The organism is Maricaulis salignorans (assembly GCF_900103475.1).
Taxonomy (GTDB): domain Bacteria; phylum Pseudomonadota; class Alphaproteobacteria; order Caulobacterales; family Maricaulaceae; genus Maricaulis; species Maricaulis salignorans.
The window spans coordinates 1-18,222 of record NZ_FNHG01000003.1 but is presented as its reverse complement, the minus strand read 5'-3'; the positions used below and the strand labels follow the sequence as shown (position 1 = coordinate 18,222).

Annotated in this window: 19 protein-coding genes; 7 read left to right on the top strand and 12 right to left on the bottom strand. The window is 63.2% G+C overall.

Translation table 11 applies throughout. The annotated features are described in order from the left end of the window. Positions 1 to 157: 157 nt before the first annotated feature. The 6 genes from BLT42_RS03585 to BLT42_RS03560 all read right to left on the bottom strand — a co-directional run bounded on the left by BLT42_RS03585 (position 158) and on the right by BLT42_RS03560 (position 4,312). Positions 158 to 463 carry an FtsB family cell division protein gene (locus BLT42_RS03585; RefSeq protein ID WP_176780237.1) on the bottom strand — a complete coding sequence of 102 codons (306 nt, stop codon included), beginning with the start codon at positions 461 to 463 and terminating at the stop codon, positions 158 to 160. A 171-nt stretch (positions 464 to 634) separates the two neighbouring features. Further along, on the bottom strand, positions 635 to 1,417 hold the full coding sequence (locus BLT42_RS03580; RefSeq protein WP_091767023.1) for a class I SAM-dependent methyltransferase: 783 nt from the start codon (positions 1,415 to 1,417) through the stop codon (positions 635 to 637). 25 nt (positions 1,418 to 1,442) lie between these two features. Then, positions 1,443 to 2,714, bottom strand: coding sequence for a phosphopyruvate hydratase (eno, locus tag BLT42_RS03575; RefSeq protein ID WP_091767019.1), 1,272 nt, complete (start codon positions 2,712 to 2,714; stop codon positions 1,443 to 1,445). Between the two features lie 184 nt (positions 2,715 to 2,898). Next, positions 2,899 to 3,081: a 50S ribosomal protein L32 gene (rpmF, locus tag BLT42_RS03570; RefSeq protein WP_091767016.1), complete on the bottom strand. Its 183-nt coding sequence runs from the start codon at positions 3,079 to 3,081 to the stop codon at positions 2,899 to 2,901. Between the two features lie 348 nt (positions 3,082 to 3,429). After that, the gene (locus BLT42_RS03565) at positions 3,430 to 3,858 is read right to left on the bottom strand and encodes a hypothetical protein (RefSeq protein WP_143024031.1); all 429 of its coding nucleotides are present in this window, start codon (positions 3,856 to 3,858) and stop codon (positions 3,430 to 3,432) included. A gap of 19 nt (positions 3,859 to 3,877) precedes the next feature. Continuing rightward, a complete protein-coding gene (locus tag BLT42_RS03560; RefSeq protein WP_091767010.1) occupies positions 3,878 to 4,312 on the bottom strand; it encodes a DUF2147 domain-containing protein in 435 nt (144 codons plus the stop codon). Between the two features lie 89 nt (positions 4,313 to 4,401). On the opposite strand from BLT42_RS03560, the gene BLT42_RS03555 reads away from it, so the two are divergent. From BLT42_RS03555 to BLT42_RS03550, 3 genes are all read left to right on the top strand, one after another. Beyond that, a complete protein-coding gene (locus tag BLT42_RS03555) occupies positions 4,402 to 5,046 on the top strand; it encodes a TetR/AcrR family transcriptional regulator (protein ID WP_091767006.1) in 645 nt (214 codons plus the stop codon). A gap of 114 nt (positions 5,047 to 5,160) precedes the next feature. Further along, positions 5,161 to 5,418 carry a hypothetical protein gene (locus BLT42_RS14940; protein WP_143024030.1) on the top strand — a complete coding sequence of 86 codons (258 nt, stop codon included), beginning with the start codon at positions 5,161 to 5,163 and terminating at the stop codon, positions 5,416 to 5,418. Between the two features lie 740 nt (positions 5,419 to 6,158). Further along, the gene (locus BLT42_RS03550; protein WP_091767002.1) at positions 6,159 to 7,556 is read left to right on the top strand and encodes a pyridoxal phosphate-dependent decarboxylase family protein; all 1,398 of its coding nucleotides are present in this window, start codon (positions 6,159 to 6,161) and stop codon (positions 7,554 to 7,556) included. Here BLT42_RS03550 and BLT42_RS03545 read toward each other — a convergent pair. From BLT42_RS03545 to tpiA, 5 genes are all read right to left on the bottom strand, one after another. Further along, on the bottom strand, positions 7,553 to 8,194 hold the full coding sequence (locus BLT42_RS03545; protein WP_176780236.1) for a head GIN domain-containing protein: 642 nt from the start codon (positions 8,192 to 8,194) through the stop codon (positions 7,553 to 7,555). The genes BLT42_RS03550 and BLT42_RS03545 overlap by 4 nt on opposite strands. Before the next feature lie 122 nt (positions 8,195 to 8,316). After that, on the bottom strand, positions 8,317 to 9,945 hold the full coding sequence (locus BLT42_RS03540; protein ID WP_091766992.1) for a CTP synthase: 1,629 nt from the start codon (positions 9,943 to 9,945) through the stop codon (positions 8,317 to 8,319). Between the two features lie 74 nt (positions 9,946 to 10,019). Further along, positions 10,020 to 10,343, bottom strand: coding sequence for a preprotein translocase subunit SecG (secG, locus tag BLT42_RS03535; RefSeq protein ID WP_091766987.1), 324 nt, complete (start codon positions 10,341 to 10,343; stop codon positions 10,020 to 10,022). Between the two features lie 67 nt (positions 10,344 to 10,410). After that, positions 10,411 to 11,472, bottom strand: coding sequence for a response regulator (locus BLT42_RS03530; RefSeq protein ID WP_091766982.1), 1,062 nt, complete (start codon positions 11,470 to 11,472; stop codon positions 10,411 to 10,413). A 74-nt stretch (positions 11,473 to 11,546) separates the two neighbouring features. After that, on the bottom strand, positions 11,547 to 12,296 hold the full coding sequence (gene tpiA, locus BLT42_RS03525; protein ID WP_091766977.1) for a triose-phosphate isomerase: 750 nt from the start codon (positions 12,294 to 12,296) through the stop codon (positions 11,547 to 11,549). A 112-nt stretch (positions 12,297 to 12,408) separates the two neighbouring features. Between tpiA and BLT42_RS03520 the strand changes: the two genes are divergently transcribed. Both BLT42_RS03520 and trpE read left to right on the top strand, forming a co-directional pair. Next, complete coding sequence (locus BLT42_RS03520) at positions 12,409 to 14,409, top strand: peptidylprolyl isomerase (protein WP_233342297.1); 2,001 nt, start codon at positions 12,409 to 12,411, stop codon at positions 14,407 to 14,409. Next, positions 14,409 to 15,923: an anthranilate synthase component I gene (trpE, locus tag BLT42_RS03515; protein WP_091766964.1), complete on the top strand. Its 1,515-nt coding sequence runs from the start codon at positions 14,409 to 14,411 to the stop codon at positions 15,921 to 15,923. Before BLT42_RS03520 ends, trpE begins: the two co-directional genes overlap by 1 nt. Here trpE and BLT42_RS03510 read toward each other — a convergent pair. Further along, complete coding sequence (locus tag BLT42_RS03510) at positions 15,909 to 16,901, bottom strand: divergent polysaccharide deacetylase family protein (protein ID WP_233342296.1); 993 nt, start codon at positions 16,899 to 16,901, stop codon at positions 15,909 to 15,911. The two genes, trpE and BLT42_RS03510, sit on opposite strands and share 15 nt — an antisense overlap. A 144-nt stretch (positions 16,902 to 17,045) precedes the next feature. Here BLT42_RS03510 and BLT42_RS03505 point away from each other — a divergent pair, with 144 nt between their 5' ends. Further along, the gene (locus BLT42_RS03505; RefSeq protein WP_091766950.1) at positions 17,046 to 17,636 is read left to right on the top strand and encodes an anthranilate synthase component II; all 591 of its coding nucleotides are present in this window, start codon (positions 17,046 to 17,048) and stop codon (positions 17,634 to 17,636) included. Between the two features lie 12 nt (positions 17,637 to 17,648). Beyond that, positions 17,649 to 17,990 (top strand): hypothetical protein, encoded by a 342-nt coding sequence (locus BLT42_RS03500; RefSeq protein ID WP_091766938.1) that lies wholly within the window; start codon positions 17,649 to 17,651, stop codon positions 17,988 to 17,990. The last annotated feature ends 232 nt before the right edge of the window (positions 17,991 to 18,222 follow it).

Below are 18,222 nucleotides of genomic sequence, written 5' to 3'. Positions count from 1 at the left end.
GATACCACCCGTCACGGGCAAGCCGCTGCACGACATCTCGCCAGTGCAAGGAAAGCTGAGCGTCGCGCAGGCGCACGACACTCAATGCGTCATCCTGGCTTAGGTCAGGAAGACGAACATGTCCGGGGATGATAAAGGCTGGCCGGCCAAGGTCGGCCTAACGGCCGTCGTCGGTGGCGATCTCGACGATAAAGTCGCGCGGGTGGGCGACGTTCAAAATCGTGCGGGCGCGTTCCTCGACATAATCGAGGTCGAGACTGTCGGAGCGCAGGCGCGCGGCCGTGGTTTCCAGCGCTTCACGTTCAAGGCGGGTTTCGGCGAGTTCGATTTCAGCGGCGTGGAGGTCATTCTTGACGACGATCCAGTTGAGCACACCCTGCTCGCCCGTCAGCGCATGAAAGCCGAAATAGGCAATGGCGACCGCGAGAAAACAACTGGGAAGAATACGCTTGATCGCGTCCAATGCCACACACCCTGATCTTCGGCCTTTTCGGCCTGTTTGATGAGGCTGATTGAACACGATCAGGCTTTAGGAAGCGTGAATCCGGGATTCAGGCCTCGGTAAGAACCGGCCCGCAGCCAGCGCCGAAACCGGCAGGGATCGAGATCCCGACGACCGCACCGATATGGCGCGTCAGCCGGGCTTCACGGCCAGCGTAGCAAAGCCGGTTGGCATAAAGGCATTGAGCGGGGTTGCCTCATCAGACCAGTCATCCTGGTAAAACCCGGCGATCAACAGACCGGCCTCGATCTGGCCACCGATCTGGGTTTCCAGGCTATGGCTGAACTCCAGCGCCTCGCGCTCGCTGATTCGCGCCTCGACCCGGGAGCTGGGCAGATCGCGTGCCGCATCGAAGGGCAAGCTATGCCTGACCAGCAAAGGCCCGCCGGCTTCGATCTCGTCATGGTCGAACAGCCAGAAGTCCGGATTGACGAATCCCGACAGCAAGCGCCCGCCCGGCTTGAGCACCGCGGCGCACTGGCGCCAGACCGGCATCAGATCGGCAATGAAGAGGTTGGAGATGGGGTGGAAGATCAGATCGAACGCGCCGCTGACATGGTCCGACAGACGCGTCATATCGGCCTCGATCACGGCCAGGTCGAGCCCGTCGCGCTCGGCGACGAAGACGTCCTTGGCCAATTGTGCCGCCGAAATATCCAGCACGGTCACATCGGCGCCCGCAGCCGCCAGCACCGGCGCCTGTTGCCCGCCCGAACCGGCCAGACACAGCACGCGCGCGCCGGTCAGTTCGCCGAACCAGGCTTTCGGGACAGCTTTATTGGGCGTGAGGATCACCGACCAGTCACCATCCCGGGCCGCAGCGATCAGTTCGGCACTGACGGGCTGGCACCACGGACTGTCACCGCGATCGGATTCCGCATTCCAGGCGGCGGCATTATGGCGATGAATGTCCACGATTCCCCCCCCAGGGCGCTACGGCCTAGCTGATGGCGCTGGCGCCGGCATAGACGCCCATTTCGCCGAGCTCGGATTCGATGCGCAGGAGCTGATTGTATTTGGCAGTACGGTCGGAGCGGGCCAGCGAGCCGGTCTTGATCTGCCCGCAATTGGTGGCGACGGCGAGATCGGCAATGATCGAATCCTCGGTCTCGCCGGAACGGTGCGACATCACGGCCGAATAGCCCGAGCGCAGCGCCATATCGACGGCATCGAGGGTTTCCGACAGCGTGCCGATCTGGTTGACCTTGATCAGGATGGAATTGGCCGCGCCGACTTCAATGCCGTGGGCAAGACGTTCCGGATTGGTGACGAAGAGATCATCGCCGACCAGCTGGCAGCGGCCATCGAGGCGCGTGGTGAGGGCTTTCCAGCCCTCCCAGTCATCCTCGGCCATGCCGTCCTCGATCGAGATGATCGGGTAGTTGTTGACCAGGGTTTCCAGATAGGCGGCGAAGGCGTCGCTATCATGGGTCTTGCCCGATCCGGCCAGCACGTATTTGCCGTCCTTGAAGAATTCCGTCGAGGCGACATCCAGCGCCAGGGCGACGTCTTCGCCGGGCTTGTAGCCGGCCGATTCGATCGCCGCCATGATGACGTCGAGCGCCTGTTCAGCCGTCGCGATATTCGGGGCGAAACCGCCCTCATCGCCGACATTGGTGTTGAGACCATCCGCCTTGAGGCGCGCCTTCAGGGCGTGGAAGATTTCGGAGCCGCAACGCAGGGCTTCGGAGAAGCTCTCCATGCCAACCGGCATGATCATGAATTCCTGGAAGTCGATCGGATTGTCGGCATGGGCACCGCCATTGATGATATTCATCATCGGGGTCGGCAGGACGCGGGCATTGAGACCGCCGATATAGCGATAAAGTGGCTGGCCGAAGCTTTCGGCGGCCGCCTTGGCGACGGCGAGCGAGACGCCCAGGGTCGCATTGGCGCCAAGCCGCGACTTGTTGGGTGTGCCGTCCAGCTCGATCAGGGCCGCATCGATCCGGCGCTGATTCTCGGCATCGAAACCACCAATCGTCTCGAAGATCTCGCCCTCGATCGCCGCGATTGCCTTGAGCACGCCCTTGCCGCCATAGCGTTCCCCGCCATCGCGCATCTCCACCGCTTCATGCTGGCCCGTCGAGGCGCCCGACGGCACGGCGGCGCGGCCGAAACTGCCATCTTCCAGCAGCACGTCGACTTCAACGGTCGGATTGCCGCGGCTGTCGAGGATTTCGCGGGCGATGATGTCGGTAATGGCGGTCATGAGGGTCAAGCTCCGGACGAAGGGTGTTGGGGCGCTTCATAGCCAAAGCCCGGCGCGAGTCAAAGCCCGGCTTGGCAGGCGGGGCCCGATCAGGGCTGAAACGCAACAGGCGCGCCCCGGTTTCCGGAACGCGCCTGATGAAAATTCATGCGCGCAGCACCCTCGGTGCCGCAAGCTGGACGAATCAATCGTCCTTGACGTCGAGGATCTGGCGGCCGCGATACATGCCGGACTTCAGATCGACATGGTGCGGACGACGCAGCTCGCCGGAATCCTTGTCTTCGACATAGACAGGGTTGGACAGGGCGTCGTGGCTGCGGCGCATGCCGCGCTTGGACGGCGTAGTTTTTCTTTTAGGGACGGCCATCAGGCTCTCCACGATGCTGAATACGGTTGAAGATGGCAAAAACCACCGGTTCGAGCCGCGCCGTATAGCCGCTTCGAACTGGCTGTGCAAGCGTTCGCGACGCTTCTTCGTGACATTCGCGGCCAGCCGGTGTATTAACCTTTTGTGGGCGACGCCGCAGACCGCACGATCACGAGACACGAACACTCATTTGAACTTAGGTCGACTGCATCACGACGCCGCCCTTTTTCTCTCGCACCCATCCTTCACAGACCCAGCGAATGGCTGTCAGGGCACAGCTTGCCTTGGTTCGGCACGAATAGCCTCAACTGAGCACAGATCCGGGGTAAACGGACGACGCCCAGACGGTCAAACGGCCCTGTGACCATGGTGATGCAGCCGCCGGAAGTATTGCACGAAGAGTGCGACGAATATGACGTCACCGCCGATGACCACGATGGCGAAGTCGGACGTCCAGCCGTTCAGATACATGTAGAGCAGGTTGATGGCGAACAGCGCCTTGCCGACGCCGCCCATCAGCACCACGCCGGAATGGCGGACCGGGTCATGGGCGACGGCCAGGAAGCCGAAACCATACAGCAGGGCCGTGACCCATGCGCCGCGATAGACCGCCACCAGAACCGGATCGGTCAGCGCCCGGCCAAACTCACGCTCGAACATTCCCGCGCTGTCGAAAAAGCCCGGGAAGGCGCCGGCGAAATTCCACAGCGCGGAGATCACGAACAGGATGCGGAAGGCCAGAAGCTCGCGGCCGGTCATGCGGGTTGGTGTTGTCATTGCGGGTCTCGCTCTGTTTTCAGGGATTGTTGACACGCGTCCAGACCTGGCTGCGGCAAAACGGGCCGAGGCAGGCGGTCACACGAAGTTTTTTTGGGGACAACAGTTCCAGACGGGCGCGGAAATCCTTGCCGTCGTCGGGATTGTAGAGGCGGCCACCCTGCCACCCCTCCCCGTCGGGCAAGAAACCCCACAGGATCGGAACGCCGATCAGGGGGTGCTCGCGCAGGTCCGGCTGGCGATTTCGAACGTCATGGAGCTGGCCACCGGAAACGCTGTCCTCGACCCAGACCAGCGCGCCGCAGGGCGTCCCGTCGCCGCAATCACTGATCTCGACCAGGGCGCCGTGCCGGACCGTGCGCCATTGGCCGGCAAGCGCGTCGACCGGTGCGGCGCTGGCACCCGCGGCCAGGACGAGGTAGGAAAAGATGGACACAAGGACAGTGGACGGCATGGTCGCTCTCTGATTTAATTAGTACGCGTTATATTTAATGTATCGCCTGTGTCAAGACAGGCGGACTCAAAGCGTAGGAAAGGCGGAACATGGCCGCGCCAAAACAAGCCGAAGGCCGCACACCGGAACGCCGCACCAGAGGGCGGCCCGCGCGATCGCCGGAGCAGATCGCCGATATGCGCGGCCAGATCTCGGCCTGTGCCCTGCGTCTGTTCCAGGGCGAAGGTTATGCGGCGATATCGATGCGCCGGCTGGCGCAGGAGGCCGGCTGCACGGCGATGACGCTGTACAAGTATTTCGACAGCAAGATCGACATCCTGCGCACGCTATGGGCGGATGTGTTCGACGAGCTTTTTGACGGGCTTGAGCAAATCGCCGCTCGGCATAGCGAGCCGGTGGCGCGCCTCAATGCGGTCGCCACAGGCTATGTCGCCTACTGGCTGGAGCATCGCGAGCACTATTTCATGGTGTTCATGTCGGGCGGGGTCAGCCTGTCCGATGTCGTCGGCTTTGTTTCCGACCCCGCCCTGCTGGCCCGGTTCGAAATGCTGCGCACACACCTCGATTGCGCCCTGGGAGGCGACACGGAGGCCGGGGAATTGCGCCTCAAGACCGACCTCCTCATGTGCGCCCTCAACGGCATCGCGCACAATCTGATCACGATCAATGGCTACCCCTGGTCTGATCCCGAGAAGCTGGTGCGGCAGGCGACGGGCGGTTTGTTGGCGAAATGATCAGAGCGCGTGTGTGACCGGCCGCAATTGCGGCCCTGTCACCATTTATCCTGCCGACTGAAACATCGTTGGCGCCCTTGCCTGAACTCGAAGGGTTGGGATAACACTACCGTCATGAATATTCGGCGAGATTTCGAAATCCGGTTCACTGAGACTTTTCAACCAATCTTCCTTTGGGGGGTTGGCGCCTTCGAACTTGCTCTCGTCATATACACGCTCTATCTGGAATTTTTTACAGGTACCGGACCTTCCTTGTTATCAACGGTGCTGCCTTTAAGTGTGGCCATCGCGATTGCCTGGGCCGTCCTGTCCGTACTGATCACACTGGCCGTTTGCGGCTATAGAAATCATGCCGATCGCAAAAAGCCCTGATTGCTGGAAAAAATTGATGGGGGCAGGCACGCATTTCCGCAAGCCAAGTATCCATAAGATCAATTGAATTTCCAATCCCGCTCCCGCCCGCGCCGGGCAGAGCCATCCCTGAAACCCTTGCCAAGCAAGGGCGCCAGACTGGACTTGTCTCGTCAAGGGCGCGTAGCGCCGCTGCGCGGTCATGACCCTTGACGAGACAAGTCCAGTCTGGCCGACTCCCGGCATGGTTTTCAGGGCGGGGTCTGGCCGCGCGGGCCGGTTTGCTGAACTGGGATATGTCCGGTGGCCGGGTCTTGCGACACCGGTCAGGCCTGCCCCACCCCTGTTGATCGGGGCAAAGCCAGGGCAACACACGGGAGCTGGTCCCGTTTCCTTGAAACGGATGTATGCCCGACCTGGGTAGAGCGCCGGTTCGCAAGGCTCTCAACCGGGCAAAGTCGGTCCGCCAACGGGATTCGCGCGCCCACTCAGTCGGGACATGCACCGGTCCTTTGGACCGGACCACGTCCCGGCCTTGGCGCTTATCCGCCACCCCGCCGCGACCGGCTATACTCCACCGGCACAGCTCTTTGACATCGTTAGCACCAACAGAAGCCCCGCCGGACGACGTGCACCCGTCTAGCATCAGCGCACGCCCCCTACGCTTCCTCGCCATAGTCGTTGTAGTAGTAGGAGCCCTCTCCCAAACGATTCCAATTTTGCGAATTGGACCCGGGCAAAGCATCAAAGCGAGGCAGGCCATGGATCTGGACACTTATGGCCGCTGGGCCAAGCGGATCACCGACTGGACGGTCGGTTACCTGACCAATTTGCGCGATCGCCCGGTGCGCGCCCAGTCCCAGCCCGGCGACATCCTGAGACAGCTCCCCGCCTCGCCGCCGGAAGACGCCGAGACGATGGAGCGGATCTTCGCCGATTTCGAAGCCATCGTGCCCGACGGCATGACGCATTGGCAGCATCCGCGCTTCTTTGCCTATTTCCCCGCCAATGTGGCGCCCGCCTCAATGCTGGCCGAACAGCTCACGGCGGCCATGGGCGCGCAATGCATGCTGTGGCAGACCTCACCGGCGGCGACCGAGATGGAAACACGCATGGTCGACTGGATGCGCCAGGCGCTCGGCCTGCCGGGCGGGTTTCGCGGCGTCATCCAGGACAGCGCCTCCTCCGCCACCCTCGCCGCCATCCTGACCATGCGCGAGCGTGCCCTTGGCTGGTCCGGCAATACCGACGGCCTGTCCGGCCAGCCGAGGCTGCGTATCTACGCCTCCGCCCAGGCCCACTCCTCGATCGACAAGGCGATCCGCATTGCCGGGATCGGCCAGGACAATCTGCTGAAGATCGCTACCGACGCGAATGATTCCATGCGTCCCGAAGCCCTGGGCGCCGCCATCGCCGCGGACCGGGCCGCCGGATATCTGCCCGCCGGTGTGGTGCTGTGCGTCGGTGGCACCTCGGTGGGCGCGTCCGACCCGATTGCCGCCATCCTCGCCATCGCGGCGGCTGAAGGCCTCTACAGCCATGTTGACGCGGCCTGGGCGGGCTCGGCGATGATCTGTCCGGAATTGCGCGAGATCTGGGCCGGCATCGAGGCGGCGGATTCGATTGTCTTCAACCCGCATAAATGGCTCGGCGCCCAGTTCGATTGCTCGATCCAGTTCCTCGCCGACCCGGGCCCGCAAGTGCGCACGCTGGGCCTGCGGCCGGATTATCTCGAAACGCCGGGCCTCGATGATGGCGGCGCGGAGGGTCTGGTCAATTACAGCGAATGGACCGTGCCGCTCGGGCGCCGCTTCCGGGCGCTGAAGTTATGGTTCCTGATTCGCGCCTACGGGCTGGAAGGCTTGCGCACACGGATCCGCAATCACATTACCTGGGCGCGCGAGGCTGAAGCGGCGATGGCCGCCCTGCCCGGCTTTCAGATCGTGACGCCGTGCCGCTTCTCGCTCTTCACCTTTTGCTACAAAGGCGAACCCGAGACCCGCGACCTGCTCGACCGCATCAATGCTGACGGCCGCACCTATCTGACCCAGACCGTGCATGATGGCCGCTTCGTCATCCGCTTCCAGGTCGGCCAGTTCGACTGCTCCCGCGAAGATGTCATGACGGCCGTGGCCGTGATGGCCGAGCTGACGCGCTAGTCACCGCGATCAAAGCGGATATCGCCACCCATCGAAGCGCGCGTCTCGCGCTCGGCCGGCTGGCCGAATATCCGGATCATGGCACCGGTCGAGGCGCTTGCCTCGGCGCGTTCGCTGGCAAAGACACGAGCGTCGCCGCCCGTCGAGGAATCGATATCCACGGACTCGCACACCAGATCACGCGCCCTCAGCATGCCGCCCGTCGAGAGATCAAGATCGAGCCGGCCGCACGTCCCGGAAAGCTGGACCTCGGCGCCAGTGCTGACCTCAACGGACAAGGTATCTGTGGCAATGCCCGACACGTGACTGGCGACGCCGCGATGAAAATCAAGCGCCTCAACGGCCGGCATCGTGACCCGCACCGTCAGATCAAGCCCGCGGTTTCGCTGGAATAAACGGGTCCGCTGGCGCAAGGCGAGTTCGTCGCCATCGACCTCGGCCTTGAGCCGGTCGAAATCACCGGCATCGCCCTCGATATTCACCGACCATGTTTCGCCAACTGTGACGATCAGCTGATAACCACCACCGGCATTGATGCGGTCGAATCCTGTCAGGTCGAGTTGTTGAACATCCTCGGCGGCGGCAAGCCCCGCGGACATTGTAGCGGCCGCGACGGCGGTCAAAACCAGATTGCGCATATTCATCTCCCATCACACATCCATGCCGGGCAGAATAGCGCCCTTCATCCATGATGCATGTGGGATTGTGATTGGATGCATCCCGGCGGAAAAAACCGGCAGCGCCTGCAATACGGCCCGGATCAGACCATCCGGCTCTGTTCAAGTGCGGCCGCGACAAAGCTGGCAAACAGCGGGTGCGGCTCGAACGGACGCGATTTCAGCTCGGGGTGGAATTGCACGCCGATGAACCAGGGGTGGTCCTTGATCTCGACGATTTCGGGCAGAATCCCGTCCGGCGACATACCCGAGAAGATCAGGCCGGCCGCCTCAAGCTGCGCCTTGTAGGCGATATTGACCTCATAGCGGTGGCGATGGCGCTCCTCGATATGGCTGGTGCCATAAATCTCGCGCACACGGCTGCCCTCGGCCAGCACCGCCGGATAAGCGCCGAGCCGCATCGTGCCGCCCTTGTCGTCGGTCTCGGACCGGGTCTCGACTTCATTGCCGCGTGACCACTCGGTGAGCAGGCCGATCACAGGCTCGCCGCCCTCATTGATTTCGCTTGATGTCGCCTGTTCGATGCCGGCGAGATCGCGCGCCGCTTCCAGCACCGCCATCTGCATGCCGTAACAAATCCCGAAGAAGGGAATTTTGCGCTCACGGGCAAAGCGCGCTGCGGCGACCTTGCCTTCGGCGCCGCGGCCACCAAAGCCACCCGGTACCAGAACCGCATGCACATCCTCGAGCGGACCGAACGGGTCGTCCTTCTCGAATTGCTCGCTATCGAGCCATCTCAGCTTCACCTTGACGCCATTGGCGATACCGCCATGGGCCAGCGCCTCGATCAGCGATTTATAGGCATCGAGCAGGCCGACATATTTGCCGACGATCCCGATCGTCACTTCGCCATCGGGCTCGGCAATCGTCTGGGAAATCTTGAGCCATTTTGTCAGATCCGGTTCGGGCGCGTCGCCGATGCCGAAGCAGCGCAGGACTTCGCTGTCGAGACCTTCCTTGTGATAGGCCAGCGGCACATCATACAGCGACGCCGCGTCCATGCCTTCAATGACCGCGCTTTCGCGAACATTGCAGAACTGGCCGATCTTGCGCTTGTCACCGGGTGGAATCGGCATTTCGCAGCGGCACAGCAGGATATCAGGCTGGATGCCGATCGAGCGCAATTCCTTGACCGAGTGCTGGGTCGGCTTGGTCTTCATCTCGCCGGCCACCTTGATGAAGGGCAGCAAGGTGACGTGAACGAAGACGGCGCGCTCATGGCCAAGTTCCTGGCCGAGTTGGCGGATCGCCTCGAAGAAGGGCAGGCCCTCGATATCGCCGACCGTGCCGCCAATCTCGCACAGTACGAAATCGGCATCGCCAGCGTCGGACAGAACGAATTGCTTGATGATATCGGTGACGTGCGGGATGACCTGCACGGTCGCACCGAGATAATCGCCGCGCCGCTCGCGCTCGATGATGCGCTGATAGACACGCCCGGTGGTAATATTGTCGGACTGGCTCGCCGGCACGCCGGTGAAGCGCTCGTAATGGCCCAGATCGAGATCGGTCTCGGCACCATCGTCCGTCACATAGCATTCGCCATGCTGATAAGGCGACATCGTGCCGGGGTCGACATTGAGATAGGGGTCAAGCTTGCGCAGACGCACGGAATAGCCGCGTGCTTGCAGCAAGGCGCCAAGGGCGGCGGAAGCGAGGCCTTTTCCGAGCGAGGAGACCACGCCGCCGGTGATGAAGATATATCGCGGCATGGGCAATCTGCCTATCGGAGATTCGTGCGACCCGAAAGGCGCAATTTCAAATTTGACTGTGGATTTCGTTCGGCTCAGCCGTCGGTCGGAACGCCATCGGAGGGTTCGTCATCGGCTGGAAGGTCCGGCAGAACAGCATCGGCATTGCGTTCAAACACGCTCTGGCCTTCGGAATTCACGCCGACCACGACGGCCAGAAGAATGGAATTGCCGATAAATATCGCGCCGAGGATCATCGTCGTCCGCGTCAGCGCACTGGCTGCACCACGACCGCTCATCATGCCGCCGCCCGCGCCGCCACCGACACCCAGCGCACCGCCTTCGGATTGTTGCAGCAGAATTACTGCCACCAGGGCAATCGCCACCAGGAGTTGGATGATCAGAAGCACGTTTGTCATGAATACCGCCTGAGATTTGGGTTCTGCCCTGCAGACATGGCCCCCGGCCCGCCCGCATGCAACCCGGTCACATGGCGGCGCGTTTTATACCAGCACCGGCAGCTTGGCCAGTATCGTCTGCCGTAGCGCCTGCGTCCTCGGCGTCCCTGGCTTTGGCCGCTTCGATCTGGGCCCGGATTCTCTCATCGGCCGAGCGGGTCTGCAGGCGGACCCGCAGATTAGCGACGGTACGTTCGATTTCATCCTTCGAGCGCTCGAGCGATTCGCCATTGGCGTAGGCGGCGTAGGTCGCCATCGACAATTCCTTGATCAGCTGCAGCGTCCGCGGCGGGGCGCCGACACCATCGCCAAGCGATGCGATCTGATCGATCAGAGCGGCCGCAACTTCAGCCGCCTCACTGCGGGATGCCTTGACCATCTGCACACGCAATTCGCGCGCGGTGCGGGCCATGTCCACGACATCGAGACGCACCGTCATGGCACTGCTTTCCGGCTTTGTGAGCTGGATCTCCACGGAAATGACGATGCGCATCGCCAGGCGTCGCAGGCGCTCGGCAATGATCACGTCCTTGGCTTCGCGAGCCCAGCTGCTGGCCCGGTCAATTGCGGCATCATCGCCGTTGACGATCGCCTGCAGGAAATTGGGAACGGTCAGCGGCTGCGTGTCGGAATCGCGGTCCGTGCTCTTGCGACGATCGGGACCGATATAATCGCTGGTCACAATGAAGTCCTTGCGATCACGGATCAGGGTCCGGACGCGCTCGGCGGCAAACATGGTCGAGAAAGGCCGCACGATGACATCATCGGCGCCGCACTCGATGGCACGGCGGATATGAGTCGTGTCCCGGCTCCAGGTGGTCAGCAGGATCACCACAAATGGATTGCGGCCCAGATCGCTGCGCCGGACGCTGCGAACCAGTCTGAAGATATCGGCATCCGTCGCACTACTCTCCGCGACAACCAGGGCTGGCGCGGTTTCAGCAAGCGCCGACTTGAATTCGGTCAGGCTCGAGACGCACTCAATCTTGCGAAAGCCCATCTCGAAGAGCGCATAGCGCGACGTGCGCTGGTTGACGTGCACCGGGTCAAACAGGAGGACAGAGGCTCTGGCATAGTCGACTTCACTCATGCGCCGTGTGCTCCCGGACAATGCTTCAGGACGTCAATCTGATGGCATCATTGCGGGAATAGGTTTCAATCCACTTACCGCACTGCACATCCATGGATTGCAGCCGTGATAATGGACGCAAACGGCTCGACCTTGAGGCTGGCTCCGCCCACCAACGCACCATCGACATCGTCGAGCGCCATGAGCTCGCCTGCATTGGCAGGCTTGACCGAACCGCCATAGATCACGCGCGTCGCGGCGGGATCCGGCAATTGCGTCCGGATAAATGCGTGCATTTGCGCCACATCCGGGGCCGATGCGGTCAGTCCGGTGCCGATCGCCCAGACCGGCTCATAAGCTATGACTGATCCAGCGGCATTCTCTGGCAGCGAGGCGCGTAATTGCGCCCCGACGATGTCGAACGCCTCGCCGGCTTCGCGCTGTTCGCGGGTTTCGCCGACACAGATGATTGGAATCAGGCCGGCCGCGAGGGCCGCTTGCGCCTTGCGCCTGACCAGGGCGGATGTCTCGCCATGATCGCTGCGGCGTTCGGAATGCCCCAAAATCACGAATTCGGCGCCGGCATCCCGCACCATCTCCGCGGACACATCGCCTGTGTGGGCGCCAGAGGATTGCGTATGGCAGTCCTGCGCGCCGACGCGGATGGCGGTGTCGGCACATTGCTCGGCGGCCCGCGCCAGCAAAGTCGCCGGCGGGCAAATCAGCACGTCGACCCCGGCGGCTACTGCAGTGGCCGCATGCGACGCCAGCTGCTCAAAGAACACCAGATCGGACTGCTGGCCGTGCATCTTCCAATTCCCGGCAATCATCATGCGTCGTGGCATATCGCCCCCCATTTCTCCCGGCGCGTCGACACCCGTATTGAACGCAGGAGTAAGCCGCAACCCGCCTTGCGGCAATCTTGAGCCGCTGCAATTGCCGATGGCACAGCCGCTGATGCTTGCGACAGCGAATCTGCGCCGTTACCTTGCGGCCATTGCTTTCCAGAGGCCCTGCCAATCCATGCTGACAAATTTTCGCGCATTCGCCCAATCGCCCTTCGCGCTGGTGATCATCGTTCTCCTCGTCCTGGGCTTTGCCCTCTACGGGGTGGGCGGCATTTTCACCGGGAGCGGCACCGCCGTCGTCGTGGTTGGCAATGAGCAGATCAGCCAGCGTGAACTGGCCCAGGCCTTCGAGCGCGAAATGCAGGGTGTGCAGGAGCAAAACCCCGAGCTGACCCGCGAACAGGCCCTGCAAGCCGGTCTCGGCGACCAGGTCCTGCAGCGCCTCATCGTGCAGGCCGCGTTTTTCGCCAAGGCTCGCGAACTGGGTCTGGTGACCTCCGACCGGGCATTGAGCACTGAATTGCGCAATTACGAGGCCTTCCTCAATCCGGTCACCGGCGCGTTCGACACAACGCTTTATCGTAGCACGCTTCAGAATGCGCGTTTTGCGCCGGCTGAATTCGAACGGTCCATCACTGAAGACATGACCCGCGCACAACTGGCCGGCGCCCTCACCTCGGGCAATCTGACGCCAACCGTTATGGCGGGCACACGTTATCTGGTGGAGCAGGAACAGCGCCGGATTCGCGCGCTCATCCTGGACGCCTCCGAAGCCGATGCGATTGAGGATCCAACCGATGAGCAATTGCAGGCGTTCATCGACGCCAATCCCGATCAGGTCGACCAGCTCGGCCTGCCCGTCTTCACCGCACCGGAATTTCGGGCCATCACCCTCGTCCGCTTCCGGCTCGAGGACTACATTCTCGATGTCGATGTCGATGAATCGGTTTTGCGCGAAACCTATGAATACCAGGTCGAGAACGGCGTTCTGGGCACACCGGCACAACGCAGCTTTGTCCAGCTCATCACGCCGGATGAAGCCACCGCCGGTCAGGTCGCATCGCGGCTGACCGCCGGCGAATCGGCTGAGGCCATTGCCGCCGAACTCGGGCTGGACACACCATTGAGCCAGACCGATGCCCAGGCCTACCAGGTCCCGGACAGCCGGCTGGCGACCGCGATTTTCGCTATGGCCGATGGCGAAACCGGCGCTGTCGAAGGCAGTTTCGGCTGGTCGGCGATCCAGATCACCGCCGCCACCGACGCCACCGTGCCGAGCTTCGAAGACCAGCTCGACGCGCTGCGTACCGAAGCGGCGCGCGCCGAAGCCACCAATGCGATGTATGACGCCATGGCCGCCTTCGAGCAGGAACGCTCCAATGGCGCGACCCTGGAAGACGCCGCACAGCGGGCCGGAATTCCGCTGGAAGCCTATGTCCCGCTTGATCAATATGCCCGGGCTCAGGATGGCGAAATCGATTTCCAGCGCTTCCAGGCGCTCGCCTCGGACGTGCTGCGCGTGGCCTTTGAGCAGTTTGCCGGCTTTGCCATCAATCTCGAGCAATACAATGAAACCGACTGGTTCACCCTGCGGGTCGACGACATCATCCCGTCCCAGCCGCGTGAGCTGGCCGATGTCCGCGCGGAAGCCGAAGCCATCTGGCGTGCGGCGGAAGCCGACACCCAGCTGCAGGCCCGGGCTGACGAGGCCCTGGCACAGCTGCAGGCCGGCGACGATATGGAGATGGTTGTCCTGACCTCCGGTGGACGCATCGAGACCTCGACCCTGAAACGGGACGAGACCGCTGGCAGTTTTGCCTCCCACATCGTCGGTCAAGCCTTCAGCCTCGATCCGGGCGAGCCGGTCCTGGCCGTCCGCCGGGGCGCCGGTCCACACATGATCATCGTCGTCGACGAGATCATCCCGTCCGACCTGGCCCGTGCGGGTCTCGGTGAAGTCGAGCAGCGCGCGGCAGCAATTGCCGCCGAGATCAATGATGACATCCTGGTCTCGGCCCAGACCGCCCTGCTGAGCGAATACGAGATTGATGGCAGCTCGGTCGACCAGCGTCTGCGTGCGGCCGCCCTGGGCCAAACCGAAACGCCGTGATGGCGGCGCCTCGAAGCCGGACCAGCCCGGATTTTGCGGCCGTCGAGGCCCGTCTGGCAGCCGGCGAGCCGGTCATACTGCAGGCCCGCAAGCCGGACGATCTGCTGACCCCGGTCGCGGCTTATCTCAAGCTTGCCCAGGCGGATGGCCATGCCTGCCTGCTGGAATCCGTCGAAGGCGGTGCCTGGCGCGGGCGCTATTCGGCCATCGGGCTTGACCCGGACCTGATCTGGCAATGCCGCGACGGTATCGCCAGCGAAGCGCGCGGCGCCGCCATTGCGGCGCGAGCGTTCACCGACCTTGATGCCGATCCGATGACCGCACTGCGGGCCGTGATCGAGGATGCGCATTGCGCGCTGCCCGATGGCGCCCCCTCCATCGCCGTCGGCCTGTTTGGCTATGTCGGTTATGACATGGTGCGCTATCTGGAAAAACTGCCCGGGAACGCCGCGCCCGATCCGCTTGGCACCCCGGAAGCCTGTCTGATCCGGCCACAAACCGTGGTCGTCTTCGATGCGCTGAAACAGGAAATCCAGGTCTATTGCACGATCCGCCCCGCCCCGGCCATCACAGCCCGCGCCGCCTATGACACCGCAGTAGAGCGGCTTCAGGCGACGCTGGATATCCTCGCCGGACCACTGCCCGAGATCGCCGCGCCGGCTGGCCGCACCGGCGATATCAGCTCCAATCAGAGCGAGGCGCAATATCGCGCGGCGGTCGACAAGGCGCGAAAATATATCCGCGCGGGCGATGCTTTCCAGATCGTGCCGAGCCAGCGTTTCTCGACCCCCTTTGGCGATGACTCCTTCTGGCTGTATCGCTCGCTTCGCCGGCTCAACCCCTCGCCTTTCCTGTTCTATTTCCGCATGGACGGGTTCGAGATTGCCGGCTCGAGTCCGGAAATCCTGGTGCGGTTGCGCGATGATACCGTCACGATCCGCCCGATTGCCGGCACACGGCCACGCGGTGCGACCCCGGCACTCGATGATGCCCTGGAGGCCGATCTTCTGGCTGATCCCAAGGAGCGCTCGGAACATCTCATGCTGCTCGATCTTGGACGCAATGATGTTGGCCGCATCGCCAAACCGGGCAGCGTTCGCATCACCTCGCGCGAGAATGTCGAGCGCTATAGCCATGTGATGCACATCGTCTCGAATGTCGAAGGCGATCTGGCCGAGGGTGAGGACGCCGTGTCCGCCCTGTTTGCAGGCTTTCCGGCCGGCACCGTCTCGGGTGCGCCGAAAGTGCGGGCGATGGAGATTATCGACGAGCTCGAACCGCACCGGCGCGGCATCTATGCCGGCGCTGTGGGCTATTTCAGCGCCGATGGTGGCATGGATACCTGTATCGCCTTGCGCACGGCGGTGATCAAGGATGGCCGCATGCATGTCCAGGCCGGCGCCGGCGTGGTGCTCGATTCGGATCCGGAATCGGAACGGGTCGAGACCGTCAACAAGGCGATGGCGCTGTTTCGCGCCGCCCAGGACTGCCTCGGTGATTCACGGGGCGATTGAGGCCGAAATCTGCTCTGCCGGCTCACGGGTCAGCTGTGCTGACAGCGCCGTCACCGTCACGAATTCAAAGCCCGCCGCGCGGGCCTCGACGATCCAGCTTTCCAGCGCATCCAGCGTCGCGTCATGGGGATGGCCGATCAGCACGGCATGTCCCTGCGAGTGCGCCAGAGCCTCGGCCTCGGCGAGCCGGGCATGGATCGCATCAGCCTCGATGACATGGTCGAGGAAGATATCGCGCCGCAAAACCGCCAGTCCGAGACCTTCAGCGACGGCGTAACCGCGACTATCGGCGATGGTCATGGAATCGACGAAGAGCGGGCCCTGTTCGGCAATCGCGCTGAGCGCGACACGCATCGCCCGCGGATCACCGGTAAAACGGCTACCCATATGATTATTCAGGCCGATCGCGCCGGGCACCCGCGCCATCGCCCAGCGAATACGGGCCCGCAGATCACGATCGCTGAGATCAACGCGCAAGGCATGCGGCCCCGGATCGGCCAGGCCGAGCGGTTCCATCGGCACATGCACCAGAACATCGCGGCCACCGGCCTGCGCAGCCCGGGCGGTTGCAGAGGCAGCGTCGGCATAGGGCAGAATGGCAAGGGTCAGCGGTGCATCGAGGGCCAGTACGCGCGCCGCAGCCGCTTCATCCAGCCCGACATCATCAATGATCAGGGCGATGCGTGGCCGTGCGGCAATCGCGCCGCTGGCGAGCGGGGCCGGAATCGGCAGGCTGACGGCGGCCGTGCTGATCGCACTGGCGGCCGGCAAGCTGTCCACGACCGGCATAGCGGCGCCGGTCTCGCCGCCGGGCTGGCGGGCTGCAACAGGTGCAGCGACAGCCTGCGTCGCAGGGCCGGCCATGGCGGCAAAGCGGATGGAGCGATCCGGCGCCGCAGGCGCAGCGCTGCCGACCGAGAAGGCCACCGCCGCCGCCAGATAGGCCGACGCAACCACCGCCCCTGCCAGGGCAGGCATGGCGGCATTGCGCGGGCGAATCGGTTTGACGGATCTGGATGGCATCTCACCAGCAAGCCCTGAGCCGATTAACGCCGCGTTAACCACGTCGCGGGATTGGCGGCGCGCCACAATCGCCCTAGTTTGCCGCGACGGAGGCCTGCCATGCTGCTCATCATCGACAATTACGACAGTTTCACCTTCAACCTGGTGCATTATTTCCAGGAATTGGGGGCGACGACGCGCGTCATCCGCAATGATGCCATGAGCGCCGCCGAGGCCCTGGCGCTGCAGCCGGACGGCATCGTGCTCTCGCCCGGCCCCTGCGATCCGGACCGCGCCGGCATTTGTCTCGACATCATCCGGCAATTGCCCACCGACCTGCCCCTGCTCGGCGTTTGCCTCGGCCACCAGGCGATTGGCCAGGCCTTTGGCGGTGATGTCATCTCGGCCAAACAGATCATGCACGGCAAGACCAGCGAGATGATCCATGACGCCACCGGCCTGTTCGCCGGCCTGCCCAGCCCGTTCACCGCAACACGCTATCACTCCCTCGCCGTGAAACCGGAAACCCTGCCCGCTGCCCTGCGCGCCACAGCCCACACGGCCGATGGCGAGATTATGGGGCTTGCCCATATCGAGCGCCCGATCCACGGCGTGCAATTCCACCCGGAATCGATTGCCTCGGAACACGGCCATGACCTGCTGAAGAACTTCCTCGATATGACGCGCGGAACGCGCAGCCGGGCGGCATAGAGGCAAGCTGCGATGTCGATCAGCTATTTTGGCCATAGCGCCCTGGATATCACCCGGACCCGCCGCCGGCTCGAGCATTTGCGCCAGGCCCGCCCGGACTGGTTTTCCGGGCCGCTTGAGCTCACCGATGCCCGCCCCCTTGGCCCGTTCGGCGCCGAGATCGCCCGCGAGTTCGGCATTGAGGCGCAGTGCATTTTCGGCCTCCATCTGCGCGACAAGACCCAGATCGCCGCGCTCGAACCGGCGCTGGACTTTATCTATGAGGTGTTCGGCACGGAGCATGTCGTGATGAGCTGGGAGATGGACCGGGTCCGCCCCGCCGCCGCGCCGGGCCCCGGCCTCGGGCTGGATTGAGGACATGCCAAAATCTCCACGCGGCTGGCCGCTGGAGGTTTGCGGGGTTCCTCCCGGAATGGGAGGGTGCGGGACGCCGGCGAATGCCGGTAACCGGTAATGTTATTAGCGTGACATTCGTGACGTCCCGCACGTGCAGTTTTCCCGTGGCGTCTCCACCGCCGTTTCCAATCCAGAAAGGTATTCAGGTCGGTCGTTTAGTGCCGTCAGACCTTAATGGACGCCCTGCCAG

What these genes read in the sequence shown, in the direction of transcription:
- tpiA (WP_091766977.1), bottom strand. Translation starts at nt 12,296, where the DNA reads ATGCCACGACGCATGATGATTGCCGGGAATTGGAAGATGCACGGCCAG.
- BLT42_RS03520 (WP_233342297.1), top strand. Translation starts at nt 12,409, where the DNA reads ATGCTTGCGACAGCGAATCTGCGCCGTTACCTTGCGGCCATTGCTTTC.
- BLT42_RS14940 (WP_143024030.1), top strand. Translation starts at nt 5,161, where the DNA reads ATGAATATTCGGCGAGATTTCGAAATCCGGTTCACTGAGACTTTTCAA.
- BLT42_RS03555 (WP_091767006.1), top strand. Translation starts at nt 4,402, where the DNA reads ATGGCCGCGCCAAAACAAGCCGAAGGCCGCACACCGGAACGCCGCACC.
- BLT42_RS03550 (WP_091767002.1), top strand. Translation starts at nt 6,159, where the DNA reads ATGGATCTGGACACTTATGGCCGCTGGGCCAAGCGGATCACCGACTGG.
- BLT42_RS03545 (WP_176780236.1), bottom strand. Translation starts at nt 8,194, where the DNA reads ATGCGCAATCTGGTTTTGACCGCCGTCGCGGCCGCTACAATGTCCGCG.
- secG (WP_091766987.1), bottom strand. Translation starts at nt 10,343, where the DNA reads ATGACAAACGTGCTTCTGATCATCCAACTCCTGGTGGCGATTGCCCTG.
- BLT42_RS03510 (WP_233342296.1), bottom strand. Translation starts at nt 16,901, where the DNA reads ATGCCTGCCCTGGCAGGGGCGGTGGTTGCGTCGGCCTATCTGGCGGCG.
- BLT42_RS03500 (WP_091766938.1), top strand. Translation starts at nt 17,649, where the DNA reads ATGTCGATCAGCTATTTTGGCCATAGCGCCCTGGATATCACCCGGACC.
- BLT42_RS03560 (WP_091767010.1), bottom strand. Translation starts at nt 4,312, where the DNA reads ATGCCGTCCACTGTCCTTGTGTCCATCTTTTCCTACCTCGTCCTGGCC.
- BLT42_RS03540 (WP_091766992.1), bottom strand. Translation starts at nt 9,945, where the DNA reads ATGCCGCGATATATCTTCATCACCGGCGGCGTGGTCTCCTCGCTCGGA.
- trpE (WP_091766964.1), top strand. Translation starts at nt 14,409, where the DNA reads ATGGCGGCGCCTCGAAGCCGGACCAGCCCGGATTTTGCGGCCGTCGAG.
- BLT42_RS03505 (WP_091766950.1), top strand. Translation starts at nt 17,046, where the DNA reads ATGCTGCTCATCATCGACAATTACGACAGTTTCACCTTCAACCTGGTG.
- BLT42_RS03530 (WP_091766982.1), bottom strand. Translation starts at nt 11,472, where the DNA reads ATGAGTGAAGTCGACTATGCCAGAGCCTCTGTCCTCCTGTTTGACCCG.
- rpmF (WP_091767016.1), bottom strand. Translation starts at nt 3,081, where the DNA reads ATGGCCGTCCCTAAAAGAAAAACTACGCCGTCCAAGCGCGGCATGCGC.
- BLT42_RS03565 (WP_143024031.1), bottom strand. Translation starts at nt 3,858, where the DNA reads ATGACAACACCAACCCGCATGACCGGCCGCGAGCTTCTGGCCTTCCGC.
- eno (WP_091767019.1), bottom strand. Translation starts at nt 2,714, where the DNA reads ATGACCGCCATTACCGACATCATCGCCCGCGAAATCCTCGACAGCCGC.